This window comes from Micromonospora sp. NPDC049107 (genome assembly GCF_040648595.1).
Lineage (GTDB): Bacteria > Actinomycetota > Actinomycetes > Mycobacteriales > Micromonosporaceae > Micromonospora.
On sequence record NZ_JBEZEC010000019.1, the window covers coordinates 46,126 to 64,240 of the forward strand.

Sequence of the window (18,115 nt, forward strand, 5' to 3'; positions counted from 1 at the left end):
CATGCGTGAACATCCACCCGAGCTGGCGGCAGTGGTCGAGCGGCAGCAGCAGATCGCCACCCGGGCTCAGTTGCTCGCCGCCGGCTACAACGACATGTACCTCTACCGCCAGGCCCGGCGCGGCCAGTGGCAACGCGTCCTGCCAGCGACGTACGCCCTGTTCACGGGCATGCTGACCGATGAACAACGGCGGATCTCCGCCGCGCTCTACGCCGGGCCGCAGGCGCAGCTGACCAGCTTGGCCGCGCTCACCTGGTACGGGTTCCGGCAGATTCCGCGTAACACCGACGTACACCTGGTCGTGCCGCACTACGCGCGGCGTCGGTCGGCGGGCTACGCCGTTGTTCGGCGAGCCTTGGCACTGGACAGCCGGCCGCGTTCGAGCGCGCCCTACCCCGTCTGTTCGCCAGCGCGGGCGGTGGTGGACGCGGCCCGCGACCTTGGGCAGCTTCGCCCTGTGCGGGCCGTCGTCGCCGAGTCCATCCAGCGCGGGTTCACGGACCTACGCAGGTTGGACGAGGAGATCCGCCGGGCGCGGCGCAGTCGCACCGCGCTGGTCAGGATGGCGTACGCGGAGGTCGTGGCCGGCACCCGGTCAGCTCCGGAGGCGGAGCTGCGTGAGTGCCTGGCAGACAGCCCGATCCTGCCGCGGATTCGCTGGAATCCTCGCCTTCGCACACTCGACGGGGCGGTATTGCCGACGCCGGACGGGTACCTGCCCGATTCGGCGGTGGCGCTGGAGGTCGATTCACAGGAGTACCACTTCAGCCCGAGTGACTGGGCTCGGACGCTGGAGCGGCACAACGAGCTGAGCCGGCACGGTGTCCTAGTTCTGCACGTGACGCCAGCGCAGCTCCGACGTCATCCGGACCGCATTCGACGAACTGTCGAGGACGCGTACGAGTCCCGGCAGGGCGTCGGAGCCACGCTCCGGGTCAGGGTCGATCCGGCCGACCCGGAAAATGCCAGGACCTGATCGAGTACGACGGCCGATACGACTCCGCTCGGCTCAGCTCGCGCAGCAGAGTTAGGAAGGGGCCCCTCCTATACCTGAGGCGTTAAGAAGGGGCCCTTCCTTACACGTCAGCAGCCGGGGAGGCGCTCGATGAGGTACCGCTCGACCTGGTCCAGGGAGACGCGCTCCTGACCCATGGTGTCCCGGTTCCGGACCGTCACGGCGTTGTCGTCCAGGGTGTCGAAGTCGACGGTCACGCAGAACGGGGTGCCGATCTCGTCCTGCCGGCGGTAGCGGCGGCCGATGGCCTGCGAGTCGTCGAACTCCACCACCCAACGCTTGCGCAGCAGCGCGGCGAGGTCCTTCGCCTTGGGCGACAGCGCCTCGTTACGCGACAGCGGCAGCACCGCCACCTTGACCGGGGCCAGGCGCGGGTCGAACCGCATCACCGTGCGCTTGTCCACGCCACCCTTGGTGTTCGGGGCCTCGTCCTCGTCGTACGCCTCGAGCAGGAAGGCGAGCACCGCCCGGGTCAGACCGGCGGCCGGCTCGATGACGTACGGCATCCAGCGCTCGCTCTTGGTCTGGTCGAAGTACGACAGGTCGACGCCGGAGTGCTTGCTGTGCGTGGAGAGGTCGAAGTCGGTGCGGTTGGCGACACCCTCCAGCTCGGCGAACTCGGTCCCGCCGAACTGGAACCGGTACTCGATGTCGACGGTGCGCTTCGAGTAGTGCGACAGCTTCTCGGCGGGGTGCTCGTACAGGCGCAGATTGTCCGCCGACAGGCCGAGGTCGAGGTACCAGTTCCAGCGCTCCTGGAGCCAGTACTCGTGCCACTGCTCGTCGGTGCCCGGCTCGACGAAGAACTCCATCTCCATCTGCTCGAACTCGCGGGTCCGGAAGATGAAGTTGCCCGGGGTGATCTCGTTGCGGAACGACTTGCCGGTCTGCGCGATGCCGAACGGGGGCTTCTTGCGGGCGACCGTCTCGACGTTCTTGTAGTTGACGAAGATGCCCTGCGCGGTCTCCGGGCGCAGGTAGTGCATCCCCTCGTCGCTCTCCACCGGGCCCAGGTACGTCTTCATGAGGCCGTTGAACATCTTCGGCTCGGTGAAGGTGCCCTTGTTGCCGCAGTTGGGGCAGTTGACCTCGGCGAGCGAGGTGGGCGCGTGGCCGTGCTTGGCCTCGTACGCCTCCTCGATGTGGTCCGCCCGGAACCGCTTGTGGCAGAACTGGCACTCGGTGAGCGGGTCGACGAACTCGGCGATGTGGCCGGACGCCTCCCACACCTTGCGGGCCAGGATCACCGCGGAGTCGAGGCCGACGACGTCGTCGCGCTGCTGGACCATGGTCTTCCACCACTGCCGGCGGACGTTCTCCTTCAGCTCCACGCCGAGCGGACCGTAGTCCCACGCCGACCGGGTGCCTCCGTAGATCTCGCTGGAGGGGAAGACGAAGCCTCGGCGCTTGGCGAGGCTGACGACGGCGTCGATACGGTCGGCTGGCATGTTTCCTCCTACGCCGGCTGGCGGTCGGCGGGGGCGAGATGTGGATGGAACGGTCGGTTCGGAACAACGGTACGACCACCGTCGCCCCGAGCCCAGCAGAATACCGGGGGCGGGTCAGCTCACCCCGCAGACCTCCATGCCACCGGTCTGACCGTCCTGACCCAGGCTGACCTGCTGACGCTCCCGGTCGCCGCCGTCCAGGGTCACGTCCACCGGCACGGTGAGGTTGGTGGTGTCCACCTCACCCACCCGGAACGCGGTGACCTGCGGCTCGGCGGCCGCCCGCCGCTCGAACTCGGGGCGGGACTCGCGCCGCTGCGCGTCGTCGCAGAGCTGGTCGTACGCCCGGCCGTAGTTGCGCTCGACGAGCGCCTGGTAGTAGTCGCCGGTCACCGTGCGGCCCTGCTCGCGTACCGCCTGCACGCCGCTCACGGCCAGGCCCACGATGGCCGTGCCACCCCCGCCGCAGCAGAGCAGCACGGCGAGGGCGCCGACGCCGAGTCCGATCCAGAGCCGGGTACGACGCCCCTCGGTGGGAGGCGCGGCGAAGGGCGGAGCCACACCGGGACCGGGCGGCGGGGCGGGTGCGGTCATAGGAGCAGGGTAGTGCCCGAGTCTCAGCGGTAAGGACCTGCGGCCCGATCACTCTCGGCGACCACCACGGCTCCGCCCGGCGCGGCGCTGGCCAGCGCCTCGTACGCGGACGGCTCGTCGACCGACTCGGCGAGCAACGGCACCGCGCTCACCTTGACCTCGAAGCCGCCCAGCGCCCGCCGGTAGGTGCCGACCGTCTCCCACTCGGTAACCAGGGACCAGTACCGGGGGTCGTCCAGGGCCCGGACGAGTTGGCCGCGCAGGTAGCCGGGGCAGGCGGCCAGCGCGGTGAGGGCGGCGTGCGCCCGTTCGGTGAAGCCGTCGGCGACATCGACGTCGACCACGAACCGGTTGGTCACCAGCACCGGGGGTTCCTCCTCGTAGAGTCTGTGGGATGCAGCGTACGCAGCGCCCTCTGCTGGCCCGGTTGGCCGGGGCGAACCCGACGTCGGTGTTCCTGCTCACCCTGGTGGTGGTGCTGGTGGCGTTCTTCACGCCGGGGGTGGTCGGCGGCCTGCTGACGCTGGCCCTCGCCGCCGCCCTGATCGTCCTGTTGGCGACCACGTGGTCGGTTCAGGCGCCGCAGACGAGGGTGGTCCGACTGCTGATGCTGACTCTGCTGGTGACGGTGGGCCTGGCGAAGCTGCTCTGACATGCAAGCATGCGTTTTTGACAATCATTGTCGTTACCACGGACAGTTGGCGGCATGAGCAACCGCACCACGTCCCGTGTCCTGGCCGCCGCCGCGACCGCCCTGATCGCCCTGGGCGCCGCCGCCGGCTGCTCCACCGCCGGCCCGGCCGGCGCCGATCCCCAACGGGTCGATGTGGTGGCCGCGTTCTACCCACTCCAGTTCGTCGCCGAGCGCGTCGGCGGCGACGCCGTCCGCGTCACCAACCTGGCCAAGCCCGGCGCCGAGCCGCACGACCTGGAGCTGAGCCCGCGCCAGGTCGGTGACATCACCGAGGCCGAGCTGATCGTCTACCTCAAGGGCTTCCAGCCCGCGGTGGACGAGGCGATCGCGCAGGACGACGACGCACCCGTGTTCGACGTGGCCAGCGTGCAGCCGCTGATGGACGCGAGCGCCGGCGGCCACAACCACGAGGGCGACGAGGAGGGCGAGGAGGGGCACGGGCACGCCAAGGACCCGCACGTCTGGCTCGACCCGATCCGGCTCGCCACCATCGGCGACAAGCTCGCCCAACAGCTCGGCACGGTCGATGAGAAGCACGCCGCCGACTACACCGCCCGCGCCGCGGCCCTGCGCGCCGACCTGACCACCCTCGACGGCGAGTTCACCAAGGGCCTGGCGACCTGCCAGCGACGCGAGATCGTGACCAGCCACACCGCGTTCGGCTACCTCGCCGACCGCTACCGCCTCGACCAGGTCGGCATCACCGGGCTCAGCCCCGACGTCGAGCCCTCGCCACAGCGGCTCGCCCAGGTCATCGAGGAGGCGAAGGAGCACCACGCCACCACGATCTTCTTCGAGGCGCTGGTCAGCCCGAAGGTCGCCGAGACCATCGCCGGTCAGGTCGGCGCGAAGACCGCGGTGCTCGATCCGATCGAAGGACTCGCAGCGGGCAGCGACGCCGACTACTTTTCGGTGATGCGTACCAACCTGCGGACCCTGCGGACGGCGTTGAGCTGCTCATGAGCACCCCTGTCATCACCGTCGAACACGGCGCGGTCGGCTACGACGGCCGCACCGTGCTCCGGGACGTCTCGTTCACCGTGACCGCCGGGGAGGTGGTCGCGGTGCTCGGCGCCAACGGCTCCGGCAAGTCGACGCTGATCCGCACGATCCTCGGCCTGGTGCCGCTCAGCTCCGGCTCGATCACCCTCTTCGACCGGCCGTTGCGCCAGTTCCGCCAGTGGCAGCGCATCGGGTACGTCCCGCAGCGCCTCGGCGCCGGGTCGGGCGTGCCCGCCACCGTCCGTGAGGTGGTGGCCTCCGGCCGGCTGGCCCGCCGGGGCATCCTGCGCCCGCCCGGCGCCGCCGACCGGGCCGCCGTCGACGCGGCGCTGCGGGCGGTCGGGCTCGCCGACCGGGCCACCGATCCGGTGTCCACCCTCTCCGGCGGTCAGCAGCAGCGCACCCTGATCGCCCGCGCGCTGGCCGGTAAGCCGGAGTTGCTGATCCTCGACGAGCCCACCGCCGGGGTGGACGCGGCCAGCCAGGAGGCGTTCGCGGGCGCGTTGCGCGACTTCGTCTCCGACGGCGGGACGGTGCTGCTGGTGGCCCACGAGCTGGGCCCGCTGCGACCGGTGATCAGCCGGGCGGTCGTCGTCCACCAGGGCGGCATCTGTCACGACGGCCCGGTCCCGGACCCGGCCGGCCACCACGCCGAGCCCGACCACGACCACGTGCACCCGCACGGTCCCGACGAGCCCGCCGGGCTGTGGAGCAACTGACGATGGAACTCTTCCAGTACCCCTACATGCAGCGTGCCCTGATCGGCGCGCTGGTGATCGGCCTGGCCGCTCCGGCGCTCGGCATCTACCTGGTGCAGCGCCGACTGACGCTGATCGGCGACGGCATCGGCCACGTGGCGTTGACGGGTGTCGGCGCAGGCCTGCTCCTGAACCGCTCACCGGTGCTGGTGGCGGTGATCGTCGCCACCGTCGGCGCGATCACCATCGAGCTGGTCCGCGCCCGCGGGCGTACCTCCGGCGATCTGGCCCTGGCCCTGCTCTTCTACGGCGGCATCGCCGGTGGCGTCCTGCTGGTCGGCCTCTCGGACGCGACGAGCGCCAACCTCAACGCCTACCTGTTCGGATCGTTGCTCTCCACCTCGACCAACGACCTGATCACCGTCGGAGTGCTCGGTGCGGCGATCCTGATCACCATGATCGCCCTGCGGCCGGCGCTCTTCGCGATCAGCCACGACGAGGAGTACGCCCGCGTCTCCGGCCTCCCGGTGCGCACGCTCAACCTGCTGATCGCGGTCACCACCGCGGTCACGGTGACCATCGCGATGCGGGCCGTCGGCGTGTTGCTGATCAGCGCGCTGATGGTGGTTCCGGTGGCCGCAGCCCAGCAGGTCACCCGAGGCTTCCGCAGCACGATGACCGCCGCCATGGCGCTCGGGTTCCTCGCCGCCGGCTCGGGTGTCTGGGTGGCCGCCAGCGCCGACACCCCGCCCGGGGCCTCGGTGGTACTGCTGGCGATCGCCTCCTTCCTGGTGATGGCCGTCGCCGGGACGATCTGGCGTAGGCGGCACCGCCGCACCGCGCCGGCGCTCGTACCAGCCCTGGAGCCGCACGAGGTCGTGCTGGACTAGCTGTGCCGGATCGGCGGATGTCGGTGGTATTGGTTACCGTTGCAAGATGACCAGCGCAACGGGCTACGAGGGTTTCGACGGAGCCAGCGAACTGCTCCGAGCCTTGTCCGCGCCCATCCGGCTGGCCATCGTCAGCGAACTCGCCGACGGCGAGCGGTGCGTGCACGAGCTGGTGGAGAAGCTGGGCGCCGCGCAGCCGCTGGTCTCCCAGCACCTGCGGGTGCTGCGCGGGGCGGGCGTGGTGCGGGGCTCGCGTCGCGGTCGGGAGATCGCCTACAGCCTGGTCGACGAGCACGTCGCGCACATCGTGGCGGACGCGGTCAGTCACGCGGGGGAGGGATCATGAGCGAGAGCAACGCCGCCGTACGCAACACCCGGCAGCGCTCGGCGGTGAGCGCGCTGCTGGGCGAGATGGAGGGCTTCCACAGCGCCCAGGATCTGCACGCGATGCTCCGGCAGCGCGGCGAGCGGGTCGGCCTGACCACCGTCTACCGCACCCTCCAGGGGCTGGCCGACGCGGGCGAGATCGACGTGATGCGCCCGCCCGGTGGCGAGCACCTCTACCGCCGGTGCAGCGAGGGCCACCACCACCACCTGGTCTGCCGGGCCTGCGGGCGGACGGTCGAGGTCGCCGGCCCGGCGGTGGAGAGCTGGGCGGACCGAGTCGCCGCCGAGCACGGGTACGCCGACGTCAGCCACACCCTGGAGATCTTCGGCACCTGCCCGACCTGCGTCCGATGACGGGTCTTCGGTTCACGCCGGTGCAGTCCGCGGGCGCTGAGACGGCGCTGCGCGACTGGCAGCACATCCACAACTCGATCATCCCGACGGCGCCCCTGTCGGCCGACGAGATCGCCGCTCGCGCCCAGCGCCACATCCTCGAGGTCGCGTACGCCGACGGGGTCGCCGTGGGCTGCTCGACCGTACGTCCCCCGGCACCCGACGCCGCGACCGTGATCGCCCGGGTGCTACCCGAGAGCCGCCGGCACGGCTACGGGGAGCAGATCTACCAGCGCGGGCTGGCCCGGGCCCGTGAGCTGGGCGCGCAGACCATCGAAACCGTCGTCCTGGCGTCCAACGACGAGGGCCTGCGGTTCGCCCGCCACCACGGCTTCGTCGAGACCGAACGGTACGTCCTACCGGGCGACACCATCGCGTTCGTGGACCTGCGGCTCGCCTGATCGACGGCTGGTTCCCGCCCTCCGGTCCGGCCACCGAATCGACGGGTGCCGGGCCGTCGTCGTTCGTGGCACGCTGTCCGACGTGAAGATCTACGCCGATCGGTTTCCGACCGCCGTCCGTCAGTTGCTCACCGACCTGCTCGTCGTCATCTGGGTGTACGCCGCGATCCGCGCCGCCCTCTGGCTGCACGACCTGGTGCAGAAGCTCGCCGTACCCGGGCAGAAGCTGGAGGGCGCGGGCAGTGGCCTCGCCGACAACCTCGCCGACGCCGGCGGCAAGGTACGCCGGGTACCGCTGGTCGGTGACGAGCTGACCGCGCCCTTCCAGCGCGCCGCCGACGCCGCCCGAGGGCTCGCCGACGCCGGCCGGGAGCAGCAGCACCTCGTCGACCAACTCGCCCTCGCCCTCGCCGTCGCGGTGCTGATCTTCCCGCTCGGTCTGGTGCTCTTCGGTTGGCTGCCGCTGCGGCTGCGCTGGATGCGCCGCGCCGGCTCGGCCGCCAAGCTCGCCGCCGTACCCGCCGGACGGGACCTGCTCGCGCTGCGCGCGCTGGCCACCCAACCGCTGGGCCGCCTCACCCGGATCGCGCCCGACGTCGCCGAGGCGTGGCGACGCGGCGACGACGACACCGTCGACGCCCTGGCCGCCCTGGAACTACGCCACCTAGGCCTCCGCCACAAATCCCGCTAACCCCAGCCCTCACCTCACGCCCGCACGCCCACCTTCGCGCTCGCCACGCGCCCTCGACGCACCCTCGACGCGCCCACCCGGGCCCACCCGGGCCCACGCCCTCGCCCCCGCCACGCGCCCACGCCCCCGCCACGCGCCCACCCGCGCCCACGCTCTCGCCCTCCCCACGCGCCCACGCCCTCGCCCCCGCCACGTGCCCTCACGCCGAGACCGTCACCCTCACCCCCGCCACACGCCCTCACGCCGACCGTCACCCTCACCCAGCCGCGCCCAAGCCCCCGCCCACGGGCGCGCCCTCACCCCCACCCCCACGTCCGCCCCACCCCGCCCGCACCCTCGCCCGTCGATCATGGAGTTCTGGTGGGCGACAAAGCACCCGTCAACCCCCATAACAGGCACCACAACTCCATGATCGACGAGGTCGGGCGGTGACCGCCTCGCGATCTTGCACTTTCTGTGGTGACTAAAGGGGCATACCGTGCCGAGTTGACGACCGAAAGTGCAAGATCGGCGCGGACACCGGACCCGGGCCGCGGGGGCGGGGGGCGCGGGGGCGGGGGGCGCGGGGGCGGGGGTGTGGCGGCGGCTCGGAGGGGCGGGTGCAGGCCGTTAAGGTCGTCGGGTGTTCTACTTCCTGATCGTCATCGCCGTCCTGCTGCTCGGCTACGCCGCCGTGCTGGTCTCCTTCGTCCGCCGGGGCAAGAAGATCCCGCCCGCCGCGTACCTCGCGCTGGCCGTGCTCAACGGTCTGATCCTGGCCGGGGTGTTGGCCTGGGCGGTCGCCCGCTGACGTGCCCCGCCCCGACCCGACCCGACCCGCGCCCCGCGCCGCCCCGACCCGCGCCGCCCCGACCCGCGCCGCGCCGCGCCGACCCGCGCCGCGCCGCCCCGACCCGCGCCCCGAGCCGAGCCGCGCCGCGCCGCGCCGCGCCGCGCCGAGCCGAGCCGAGCCGAGCCGCGCCGAGCCGAGCCGCGCCGAGCCGAGCCGCGATCGTGCTCGAACCAGGAAGTAGTGGCCTCGGGGTCGGAGGGATGCCACTGGATCCAGGATCGAGCACGATCTCCCTGCCAACGCCGCGATCGTCCCCGCCGATGGGGCGGGGGACCTGTCGCGAACGTTACGGTTTCGGGGGGATACGGCGGCGGACGTCCTCGGCGGTGGACGGGCCGGGCTCCCAGCGGGCCACCCAGGGCAGTTCGGCGGACGGGGTGACGACGCCCTCCTCCACGCTCGCGTAGCGGCCTGCGAGGATCCGCTTGGCGGCGGCGGTGTCGACCGAGTCGGTGTTGTCCCAGAGGGCGGCGAACAGCGCGTCCACCCGAACGCGGGCCTGCCGGCAGAACAGGTCGGCCAGCTCGACGTTCTCCGGGTGGGAGTCACGTTCGGCGGACGCGCGGACGCAGACGGCGGACATCGCGAACAGCTCCGCGCCGATGTCCACGATGCGCCCGAGGAACGCCTGCTTGCGCTCCATCTTTCCCTGCCAACGGGACATCGCGTAGAACGTCGAACGGGCCAGCTTGCGCGAGGAGCGTTCCACTTGACGCAGGTGGCCGGCGAGGGGGCCGAACTCGGCGTACGCCGATGGGCTCTGGCCCTTGCCGACCGTGAGGGTCGGCAGCCACCGCGCGTAGAACGCTCCCGCTCGGGCGCCGGCGCGGGCCTTGCGGCCGAGCCCCGCCTCCGGGTCGATGATGTCGCCGGCCACCGACAGGTGGGCGTCGACGGCCTCCCGGGCGATCAGCAGGTGCATGATCTCGGTGGAGCCCTCGAAGATCCGGTTGATGCGCAGGTCGCGGAGCACCTGTTCAACGTTGGCCGGGCGTTCGCCGCGGGCGGCCAGCGAGTCGGCGGTCTCGTAGCCGCGCCCGCCCCGGATCTGGACCAGCTCGTCGGCGATCTTCCAGGCCATCTCACTGGCGTAGAGCTTGACCAGCGCCGCCTCGATCCGGATGTCGTTGCGGTCGTCGTCGGCGAGCAGGCAGCACAGGTCGAGCATGGTCTCCATGCCGTACGTGGTCGCGGCGATGAAGGAGAGCTTCTGGGCGACGGCCTCGTGCTCGCCCACCGGTCGTCCCCACTGGACGCGGTCGGCGGCCCATCCCCGGGCCACGTGCAGCGCCCACTTGCCGGCGCCCACGCACATGGCCGGTAGGGAGAGCCGGCCGGTGTTCAGCGTGGTCAGGGCGATCTTGAGGCCCTTGCCCTCGCCGCCGATGACGTTCTCGGCGGGCACGAAGACGTCGTGGAAACGGGTCAGGCTGTTTTCCAGGCCGCGCAGGCCGACGAACTCGTTGCGCCGTTCCACGGTGATGCCGGCGCTGTCGCCGTCCACCACGAACGCGGTGATGCCGCCGCGTCGACCTTCGGTGGCGGGCACCCGGGCCATCACCACCAGCAGGGTGGCCACGGTGCCGTTGGTGGCCCAGAGTTTCACGCCGTTGAGCCGGTAACCGGTGCCGTCGTCGGTCGGTTCGGCGGTGGTGGCGAGGCGCGCCGGGTCGGAGCCGACGTCCGGCTCGGTGAGCAGGAACGCGGAGACCTCCCCTGCGGCGAGTCGGGGCAGGAAACGCTGCTTCTGCTCGGCGGTGCCGAACATCTTCAGCGGTTGCGGCACGCCGATCGACTGGTGGGCCGAGAGCAGCGCGCCGATCGCCGGGCTGGCCGAGCCGGCCAGCATCAGGGCCCGGCAGTAGTGCAGGTTGCTGAGCCCAAGGCCGCCGTACTTCCGGTCGATCTTCATGCCGAACGCGCCGAGGTCGGCGAGGCCGTGGAAGACGGAGTCGGGGATGGAGGCGTCCCGCTCGATGGCCGCGCCGTCCACCTCGGAGGTGACGAAGGAGCGCAGCTGGCCGAGGAACTCCTCAGCGCGGGCCACGTCGTCCGGGTCGGAGCGCGGCCACGGGTCGATGAGGTCGAGCCGGAACCGGCCGAGGAACAGTTCCTTGCCGAAGCTGGGACGGTCCCAGGTGGACTCGCGGGCGGCCTCGGCGACTCGGCGGGCCTCCTTCTCCGAGACCTGGCCCGCCTCGGCGGGCAGCGGCGCGGCGGTGCCGGCCGAGGCACCGGGTTCGGGGGCAGGACCGGATTCGGGGCCGTCCGGTGCCGGTCGGCCGTCCTGTGTCGTGGTCACGGCTGCCCCCTCGAAGCTCGGTGCGGCTGCTCGACGTGTGCGACTAACGCCACGCTACCCCCGGTTGTTACCCAGGGGTAGCGTGGCGGGAACATCGACGAAGATCAGCCCACGCTGAGCGTGTCCGGGTCGTCGTCCTCGTCGTCGATGTCGTCGTCACCCCAGTTGCGGCGGGCGAACGGCAGGATCACCCAGAAGACGAGGAACCAGAGCCCGGCCAGCGCGCTCAACACGAAGGCGATCGGCCGGTCCAGCACGAAGTCGGTGATCAGCAGCACCGCGCTGACCATGGCGATCAGCATGAAGGCGAGGCCGCCGGTCGCCATGAGGTGCGCGAACCGCACCAGTTCCGGCTTGCGCCCCTGGCGGAACAGCGCCCGGTGGAACGCCACCGGCGAAATGATCATCGCGGTGGCGGCGGCCGCGGCGAGCAGGGCGACGATGTAGACGTCGCGCTGGAACTCGCTGGTCCGGGTGAACCCGTTGCTGAACGGCAGGGTGAGCAGGAAGGCGAAGAGGATCTGCACGCCGGTCTGGGCGACCCGCAACTCCTGGAGCAGGTCGGCGAAGTTGCGCTGCCAGCGTTGCTTCTCGGTCTCCTTGGACACGCGCTACCTCCGGTGAGACGGTACTGCCGGCGGTCCCGGCCGCCGGCAGCAACGCCAATGCCCCACACGACCGAGCGTGAAACAGGCTCACGACACCTGCCGTTCATCGTGCGGCAATGTCAGGACCCGCGACGGATCCGACCCACGTACCGGGCCTCCAGCGCATTGTTGTGCGCGTCCCCGTCCGGGATGTTCGCCGACAGGTAGACCGGAGGCCGCTCACCCGCCGCGAGCAGCCGGGCCACCACCTCCACGGTGACCTGCTGGGCCAGCAGCGCGGCCGTGATCGAGGAGACCGCGCCGACCGCGCCCCCGTCGGGCAGCGGCAGCGTCGCGTCGCCGTACGGGGCGCCGTTGTCGAGCACCACGTCGGCGAGGTCGGCCAGCTTGCGCCCGGACGGGTGGCGGGAGGTCATCCGGCCGGAATGCTGTGCGGAGGTGATCGCCACCAGCTGGTGACCCCGCTCCTTGAGCAGCGTGGCGAACTCGACCATCGCGCCGTTGACCCCGGAGTTCGAGGCGAGCACGAAGATGTCGGCGGGCCGTACGGGAGCCAACGCCCAGAGCCGGTGCGCCACCGCCGGGTCCCGTTCCAGCAGCGGCCCGAGCACGTCGGCCGGCTCGCCGCCGAGCAGCACCAGGTCCCGCAGGGCGATCCGGTTGGTGGGTACCAGCCCGCCGGCCCGGCCGGCGATCTCCATGGCGAGGGCCTCCGAGTGCCCGGTGCCGAAGGCGTGCACCACCCCGTCGGCGCGTACCGCCTCGGCGATCAGGTCGGCGGCCCGGCCCACGGCCTCGGCCTGGCTGGCGGCCACCCGGGACATCGTCTCGGTCACCACCCTCAGGTAGTCCCCGGCGCTCACCGTCATATGTCCTCCGTCCGTCTGTTGCGGGCGAACCACCGCACCGCGAAGTCGACCGTCGCCCGCTGGCGTACCAGCCTCGCCGTCCCGGCGCCCACCGGGCCGACGCGGACCACCGTCGTGGCATCGAGGTCCCGGCCCAGCGCGCCGAAGTCGCTTCCGTCGAGCCGGACGTCCTGCCACCACACCCATTCCCGGCCGCCGTCGGCAGTCCGCACCGCCGCGCCCAGTCGCTCGCGGACCAGGGCGGGACGGCGGTACTCGGCCAGGTGCAGCGAGGTGTTGACGCTGTGGTCGACTCCGAGCAGCAGCACGTCGGCGTCCAGGTCGTAGAGCCGGGCCAGCGGCGAGCCCTCGCCGAGCATGTCGGCCAGTTCGTGCCCCGCCACCACCTGCCCGGCCGACGGGCCGAGCGCCGCGAACGACACCTGGGGATGCGTGCTACGCATCGCCGAGGGCCAGCAGCGGACCGTCTCGGCGAACACGCCCATGTGCCGGCTCGGCGTGACCGCCGGGTCGAAGCCGGGCATCTCGGCGCGGATCAGCGGCCACCAGTCCACCGGCACCGGCGGGTTGCGCCACTGCGCGGGGTCGCTGTTGTCGGGGGTGTGGGTGGGTACCACGATCGTGCCGTCCGGGCCGAGCGCGTCACGCAGCGCCAGCGCCAGCGCCTGCGGTCCGCCGCAGACGTAGCCCAGCGGGCGCATCCCGGCGTGCACCAGCACCGTCGATCCGGGGCGTACGCCCAGCAGGCGGAGCTGCGCGGCGATCGACCGACGGGTGCCCGGCCCGCCGACGGGCGCGGTCACAGCTCTCCTCCGCCTGGCACGGCTCACGCCGTCCCGGCGACCCGCGCCAGGACCGCCTCGGCCAGCGCGTCGGGCGCGGCGTCCGGGATCCAGTGGGTCACCCCGGCCAGGGGTACGAAGCGATAGTCGCCGGTGACGTTGGCGGCGCACGCCTCGGCGGCGGTCCGGCCGATCGCGACGTCCCGGTCGCTCCACACGTAGGTGGTCGGTACGGCGACCGGGGCCACGGCGGCCAGGTCCGCGCGGGACATCGCCCGGTACCAGTTCAGGGCGGCGGTGAGCGCGCCCGGCTCGCGCATCGGGTCGGCGTAGCGGTTCACCCGGGTGGCGTCGCCCACCCCGCCCAGCAGCTTGCGCAGCGCCGTCGCGTGCCACGCGAGCAGCACCTTCTCGGCCTTGCCCGGCTTGCGGAACAGCGCGATGTACGACGACCGGGCCTTCTGCTGGCCGTCCGTGGCGAGCGCGTGTGCCATGGCCGCCGGGTGCGGCACCGACACCGCCGTCAACGTACGGACCCGCTGCGGGTGCGCGGCGGCCACCGCCCAGGCCACGACCGCGCCCCAGTCGTGGCCGACGAGGTGCACGGCGTCCAGGCCGAGCGCGTCGAGCACCGCGACCGCGTCGGCGACCAGTTCGGGAATCCGGTACCCCGCCACCTCGGCGGGGCGCGCGCCCGGCGAGTAGCCCCGCTGGTCGAGGGCGTACGTGCGCAGTCCGGCGGCGTGCAACGGCGGCACGACCTCGTCCCACTCGCCGCTGTGCTGCGGAAACCCGTGCAGCAGCAGGACGGGGACGCCGTCGGACGGGCCGCCGGTGCGTACCTCGAATGTCAGACCCCGCGCGTCGACCTGCATGATCGTCAGCCTACCCAGCCGTCGTCGCGCCGACCCGGATGCGCCGGCCGCGGGGACGCCCTGCTGGGCTGTTACCCCTGGTCGGTGCTAGCGTCAGCGAGACAACTTCACATCCGACAGGGGAGCGCACAGCGCTGAGAGTGCGGGCACGCCCGCAGACCCTCGAACCTGATCTGGGTAATGCCAGCGCAGGGAGTTCGGTCGACCTCCAGCCGCGCCGTGGGTCCGGTGCCACCGGACGCGCGGCGTGCGTCTTCTCCTGGTTCGTTTCACTGAACTGGGAGCACAGCATGGACAACACCACCAGCCGTTGGCGCACGATCGACATCGTGGTCGCCTCGGTGATCGCGGTCGCCTTCGGCGTCATCTTCTGGGCCTGGGGCCTGGTCTGGAGCGCCACCGAGGGCGCGTTCGCCTTCTTCCCGCCGGCGCAGACGCTGATCTACGGCGTCTGGCTGATGCCGGCCGTGGTCGGCGGGCTGGTCATCCGCAAGCCCGGCGCGGCGCTCTACTGCGAGACGGTGGCCGCCGTCGTGTCCGCGCTGCTGGGCAGCCAGTGGGCCGGCACGGTCATCCCGCAGGGCATCGTGCAGGGCATCGGGGCCGAGCTGGCGTTCGCCGCGTTCCGGTACCGGTCGTACCGGCTGCCGACCGCCGTGCTGGCCGGCGCGCTGACCGGCCTCAGCGCGGCCCTGTTCGACTTCTTCGTCTGGAACGCCGAGTACGCGCTGGGCGACTACCGCATCCCGTACGCGCTGCTCACCATCGTCAGCGCCACGATCATCGCAGGTGTAGGCGGCTGGGCGCTCACCCGCGCCCTGGCCAACACCGGCGCCCTGGACCGCCTCCCATCAGGCCGAACCCGCGCGCTGGTCTGACGCTGTCCCGTCCGACCCTGTCCCGTCCGACCCTGTCCCGTCCGACCCGGCCTCGTCCGACCCGGCCTCGTCCGACCCGGCCCCGTCCGACCCGGCCTCGTCCGACCCTGCCTCGTTGATCAAGAGGTTCGCGTCACCACGAGGCGGAATTCTGACACGAACCTCTTGATCAACAGCGTGTGGGGAACCGGGAGGAGGGGTTGTGGGGGTACTGCTGCGGGGTTTTGGGTGGCGGCACGCCGGGCGGCGGGCCTGGGCGCTGCGCGGGGTGGATCTCCGAGTGGAGGACGGCGAGCGGGTGCTGCTGCTCGGGCCCTCGGGAGCCGGCAAGAGCACCCTGCTCAGCGCACTGGCCGGGCTGCTGCCGGACGACTCCGGTGAGCAGGAGGGCACCGTCGAGATCGACGGGCTCGACCCGCGCAAGGGCCGGGAGCGGGTCGGCATCGTCTTTCAGGACCCGCAGTCCCAGTTGGTCATGGCACGCAGCGGCGACGACGTCGCGTTCGGGTTGGAGAACCGGGGCGTACCCGCGGACGAGATCTGGCCGCGCGTCGACGAGGCGCTGCGGCGCGTCGGCTTCCCGTACCCCCGCGACCGCAACACGGCCGCCCTCTCCGGCGGCGAACAGCAGCGCCTCGCCCTGGCCGGCGCGTTGGCGCTGCGGCCCAGCCTGCTGCTGCTCGACGAGCCGACCGCCAACCTCGATCCGGACGGCGCCACCCTGGTCCGGGGCGCCGTGTCGGGCGCGCTGGACGCCGACACCACCCTGATCCTCGTCGAACACCGGGTGGCTGAGGCGTTGCCCCTGGTCGACCGGGTGGTCGTCCTGGAGCCCGGCGGCGGCATCCGCGCGGACGGGCCACCCGACGCGGTCTTCGCCACGCACGGCGACGCCCTCGCCGCCGAGGGCGTCTGGGTGCCCGGTCACCCCATCGCGCCGCGCCGGGCCACCGCCGCCGCCGGCGACGTGCTGCTCACCGCCGACCGGCTCGGCCTGCCGTCGCGGCTGGGCCCCACCGATCTGGCGGTACGCGCCGGAGAGGCCCTCGCCGTACGAGGACCGAACGGCGCCGGCAAGTCCACCCTGGCGCTGCTGCTCGGCGGGCTGCTCAAACCGGGTACCGGCCGGGTCACCGCCTCGGCCGAGCTGGCCGACGCCGACCATCGCACTCCCCCGCACCGCTGGCGCGCCCCCACGCTGGCGCGGCGCATCGGGTCGGTCTTTCAGGACCCGGAGCACCAGTTCGTCACCGGCACCGTCTTCGACGAGCTGGCGCTCGGCCCACGCCGGACGGGTCAACCCGAGGCAGCGGTCAAGGCGACGGTGGCCGGGCTACTCGAGCGGTTACGACTGACCCGGCTCGCGGCGGCCAACCCGTACACCCTCTCCGGTGGGGAGGCGCGACGCCTCAGCGTGGCGACGGCCCTGGCCACCGCGCCACGCCTGCTGATCTGCGACGAACCCACCTTCGGCCAGGACCGGCGGACCTGGGGCGAGCTGGTCGACCTCTTCGCCGACCTGCGCGACGCCGGGCACGGCGTCGTCAGCGTCACCCACGACCCGGACTTCGTCGCCGCGCTCGCCGACCGCACCGTCACCCTGGAGCGGTCGTGAGCGCGGCGGCGCGCAACCGTCACCTCGGAGCGATCGTGAACGCGGCGACGCGCCGCTACCGACGCCGCAGCGCCGAACAGGAGCCACGCCGATGATCAGCATCGAGCCGGTCGCCCGGCCCGGAGCGCCGTTGGCCCGCCGCAATCCGGTGGCGAAGCTCGCCGCCGCGTTGGTCTTCTCGTTCACCCTGCTGGCCACGCTCGACCCGGTGGCACCCGCGGTCGCCATCGCCGTCGAACTCGCCGTGCTGCCGCTGTTCGGCCTGCGCTACCGGGTCCTGGCCCGGCGGGCCCTGCCGCTGCTGCTCAGCGCCGTCGGCATCCTGGTCACCCTGGTGCTCTTCGCCGCCGACCAGTCCGGTCGCGTCCTGCTGGACGCCGGGCCGGTGCTGGTGAGCACCGGGGTGCTGCTCACCGCGCTCGGCCTGGTGCTGCGGATCTTCGCGGTGGCCCTGCCCGGGGTGATCGTCTTCGCCACCACCGACCCGACCGACCTGGCGGACGCGTTGATCCAGAACGCGAAGGCGCCGGCGCGGTTCGCCATCGGGGCGCTGGCCGCGTTCCGGCTCGTGCCGCTGCTCGGACAGGAGTGGCAGATGATCAGCATGGCCCGCCGGGCCCGCGGCGTCGACGCGGGGCGCAACCCGGTAGCCAAGCTACGACTCTTCGCGTCCACGGCGTTCGCGCTGCTGGTCGGGGCGATCCGCCGAGGTACCCGGCTGGCCGTCGCGATGGACGCGCGCGGGTTCGACGCCGGCACACCCCGTACCGTGGCCCGCCGGCAGCGCTTCCGGCTCGCCGACACGCTGCTGGTCGTCGGCGCGGCGGCGCTGGCCGGCGCGGCCCTGACGACGAGCATCCTGGCCGGAACCTTCCGCCCCCTACTCGGCTGACACCGGCCCACGCCGGCCGGCCGCGCGCCAGGCCGGTCGCACGCCAGGCCGGTCGCACGCCAGGCCGGTCGCACGCCAGGCCGGTCGCATGCCAAGCCCTCGCGCGCTGCGCCCCCGCGCGCCGGGCCCCCGCGCCGGCGTGCCGGGCCGGCGTGCCGGGCCGGCGGCAAGATCCGCGCAACTTCAGGGATGTAGTGGGCGCCCACACTGAGGAGGCCACGACATCCCTGAGGGTGGTGTCCCCGGCTC

At 72.4% G+C, this 18,115-nt stretch carries 21 protein-coding genes and 1 riboswitch; of the genes, 13 read left to right on the forward strand and 8 right to left on the reverse strand.

Annotation, left to right across the window (positions count from 1 at the left end):
- The first annotated feature begins 1 nt into the window (after position 1).
- Positions 2–976 (forward strand): type IV toxin-antitoxin system AbiEi family antitoxin domain-containing protein, encoded by a 975-nt coding sequence (locus AB0B55_RS31890; RefSeq protein ID WP_357133303.1) that lies wholly within the window; start codon positions 2–4, stop codon positions 974–976.
- Between the two features lie 107 nt (positions 977–1,083).
- On the opposite strand, the gene AB0B55_RS31895 is transcribed toward AB0B55_RS31890, so the two are convergent.
- The 3 genes from AB0B55_RS31895 to AB0B55_RS31905 all read right to left on the reverse strand — a co-directional run bounded on the left by AB0B55_RS31895 (position 1,084) and on the right by AB0B55_RS31905 (position 3,422).
- Complete coding sequence (locus AB0B55_RS31895) at positions 1,084–2,463, reverse strand: glycine--tRNA ligase (RefSeq protein WP_357133301.1); 1,380 nt, start codon at positions 2,461–2,463, stop codon at positions 1,084–1,086.
- 114 nt (positions 2,464–2,577) lie between these two features.
- Positions 2,578–3,057: a hypothetical protein gene (locus AB0B55_RS31900; protein ID WP_357133299.1), complete on the reverse strand. Its 480-nt coding sequence runs from the start codon at positions 3,055–3,057 to the stop codon at positions 2,578–2,580.
- Between the two features lie 23 nt (positions 3,058–3,080).
- Positions 3,081–3,422 carry an antibiotic biosynthesis monooxygenase gene (locus tag AB0B55_RS31905; protein WP_357133297.1) on the reverse strand — a complete coding sequence of 114 codons (342 nt, stop codon included), beginning with the start codon at positions 3,420–3,422 and terminating at the stop codon, positions 3,081–3,083.
- Positions 3,423–3,451: 29 nt separating this feature from the next.
- Here AB0B55_RS31905 and AB0B55_RS31910 point away from each other — a divergent pair, with 29 nt between their 5' ends.
- From AB0B55_RS31910 to AB0B55_RS31950, 9 genes are all read left to right on the forward strand, one after another.
- On the forward strand, positions 3,452–3,709 hold the full coding sequence (locus tag AB0B55_RS31910) for a hypothetical protein (protein WP_357133295.1): 258 nt from the start codon (positions 3,452–3,454) through the stop codon (positions 3,707–3,709).
- A 54-nt stretch (positions 3,710–3,763) separates the two neighbouring features.
- Positions 3,764–4,714, forward strand: a complete 951-nt coding sequence (locus tag AB0B55_RS31915; protein ID WP_357133293.1) for a metal ABC transporter substrate-binding protein — start codon at positions 3,764–3,766, stop codon at positions 4,712–4,714.
- Positions 4,711–5,472, forward strand: a complete 762-nt coding sequence (locus AB0B55_RS31920) for a metal ABC transporter ATP-binding protein (RefSeq protein ID WP_357133291.1) — start codon at positions 4,711–4,713, stop codon at positions 5,470–5,472. Before AB0B55_RS31915 ends, AB0B55_RS31920 begins: the two co-directional genes overlap by 4 nt.
- Before the next feature lie 2 nt (positions 5,473–5,474).
- Entirely contained in the window at positions 5,475–6,341 is an 867-nt protein-coding gene (locus AB0B55_RS31925; protein ID WP_357133289.1) for a metal ABC transporter permease, read from the forward strand.
- Between the two features lie 46 nt (positions 6,342–6,387).
- On the forward strand, positions 6,388–6,687 hold the full coding sequence (locus AB0B55_RS31930; RefSeq protein WP_282257156.1) for a metalloregulator ArsR/SmtB family transcription factor: 300 nt from the start codon (positions 6,388–6,390) through the stop codon (positions 6,685–6,687).
- Positions 6,684–7,082 carry a Fur family transcriptional regulator gene (locus tag AB0B55_RS31935; RefSeq protein ID WP_357133286.1) on the forward strand — a complete coding sequence of 133 codons (399 nt, stop codon included), beginning with the start codon at positions 6,684–6,686 and terminating at the stop codon, positions 7,080–7,082. Before AB0B55_RS31930 ends, AB0B55_RS31935 begins: the two co-directional genes overlap by 4 nt.
- Positions 7,079–7,522: a GNAT family N-acetyltransferase gene (locus AB0B55_RS31940; protein WP_357133284.1), complete on the forward strand. Its 444-nt coding sequence runs from the start codon at positions 7,079–7,081 to the stop codon at positions 7,520–7,522. Before AB0B55_RS31935 ends, AB0B55_RS31940 begins: the two co-directional genes overlap by 4 nt.
- Positions 7,523–7,604: 82 nt before the next feature.
- Positions 7,605–8,213 (forward strand): hypothetical protein, encoded by a 609-nt coding sequence (locus AB0B55_RS31945; RefSeq protein WP_357133282.1) that lies wholly within the window; start codon positions 7,605–7,607, stop codon positions 8,211–8,213.
- A 622-nt stretch (positions 8,214–8,835) separates the two neighbouring features.
- Positions 8,836–9,003 carry a hypothetical protein gene (locus tag AB0B55_RS31950; RefSeq protein ID WP_357133280.1) on the forward strand — a complete coding sequence of 56 codons (168 nt, stop codon included), beginning with the start codon at positions 8,836–8,838 and terminating at the stop codon, positions 9,001–9,003.
- 328 nt (positions 9,004–9,331) lie between these two features.
- Here the strand turns inward: AB0B55_RS31950 and AB0B55_RS31955 are convergent, their stop codons facing one another.
- The 5 genes from AB0B55_RS31955 to AB0B55_RS31975 form a co-directional block, all read right to left on the reverse strand.
- Complete coding sequence (locus AB0B55_RS31955) at positions 9,332–11,254, reverse strand: acyl-CoA dehydrogenase family protein (protein ID WP_357133377.1); 1,923 nt, start codon at positions 11,252–11,254, stop codon at positions 9,332–9,334.
- A gap of 197 nt (positions 11,255–11,451) precedes the next feature.
- On the reverse strand, positions 11,452–11,955 hold the full coding sequence (locus AB0B55_RS31960; protein WP_357133278.1) for a DUF6328 family protein: 504 nt from the start codon (positions 11,953–11,955) through the stop codon (positions 11,452–11,454).
- A gap of 119 nt (positions 11,956–12,074) precedes the next feature.
- Positions 12,075–12,824, reverse strand: coding sequence for an SIS domain-containing protein (locus tag AB0B55_RS31965; RefSeq protein ID WP_357133276.1), 750 nt, complete (start codon positions 12,822–12,824; stop codon positions 12,075–12,077).
- On the reverse strand, positions 12,821–13,627 hold the full coding sequence (locus AB0B55_RS31970) for an AAC(3) family N-acetyltransferase (protein WP_357175821.1): 807 nt from the start codon (positions 13,625–13,627) through the stop codon (positions 12,821–12,823). The genes AB0B55_RS31965 and AB0B55_RS31970 overlap by 4 nt, the downstream gene beginning before the upstream one ends.
- A gap of 23 nt (positions 13,628–13,650) precedes the next feature.
- Complete coding sequence (locus AB0B55_RS31975) at positions 13,651–14,481, reverse strand: alpha/beta fold hydrolase (RefSeq protein ID WP_357133272.1); 831 nt, start codon at positions 14,479–14,481, stop codon at positions 13,651–13,653.
- Positions 14,482–14,589: 108 nt separating this feature from the next.
- Positions 14,590–14,694, forward strand: a riboswitch (TPP riboswitch).
- Between the two features lie 77 nt (positions 14,695–14,771).
- On the opposite strand from AB0B55_RS31975, the gene AB0B55_RS31980 reads away from it, so the two are divergent.
- The 3 genes from AB0B55_RS31980 (at position 14,772) to AB0B55_RS31990 (ending at position 17,866) form a co-directional block, all read left to right on the forward strand.
- Entirely contained in the window at positions 14,772–15,359 is a 588-nt protein-coding gene (locus AB0B55_RS31980; protein WP_357175824.1) for an ECF transporter S component, read from the forward strand.
- A 211-nt stretch (positions 15,360–15,570) separates the two neighbouring features.
- Positions 15,571–16,974, forward strand: a complete 1,404-nt coding sequence (locus AB0B55_RS31985; RefSeq protein ID WP_357175832.1) for an ABC transporter ATP-binding protein — start codon at positions 15,571–15,573, stop codon at positions 16,972–16,974.
- A gap of 91 nt (positions 16,975–17,065) precedes the next feature.
- Positions 17,066–17,866, forward strand: a complete 801-nt coding sequence (locus AB0B55_RS31990) for an energy-coupling factor transporter transmembrane component T (protein ID WP_357175827.1) — start codon at positions 17,066–17,068, stop codon at positions 17,864–17,866.
- The last annotated feature ends 249 nt before the right edge of the window (positions 17,867–18,115 follow it).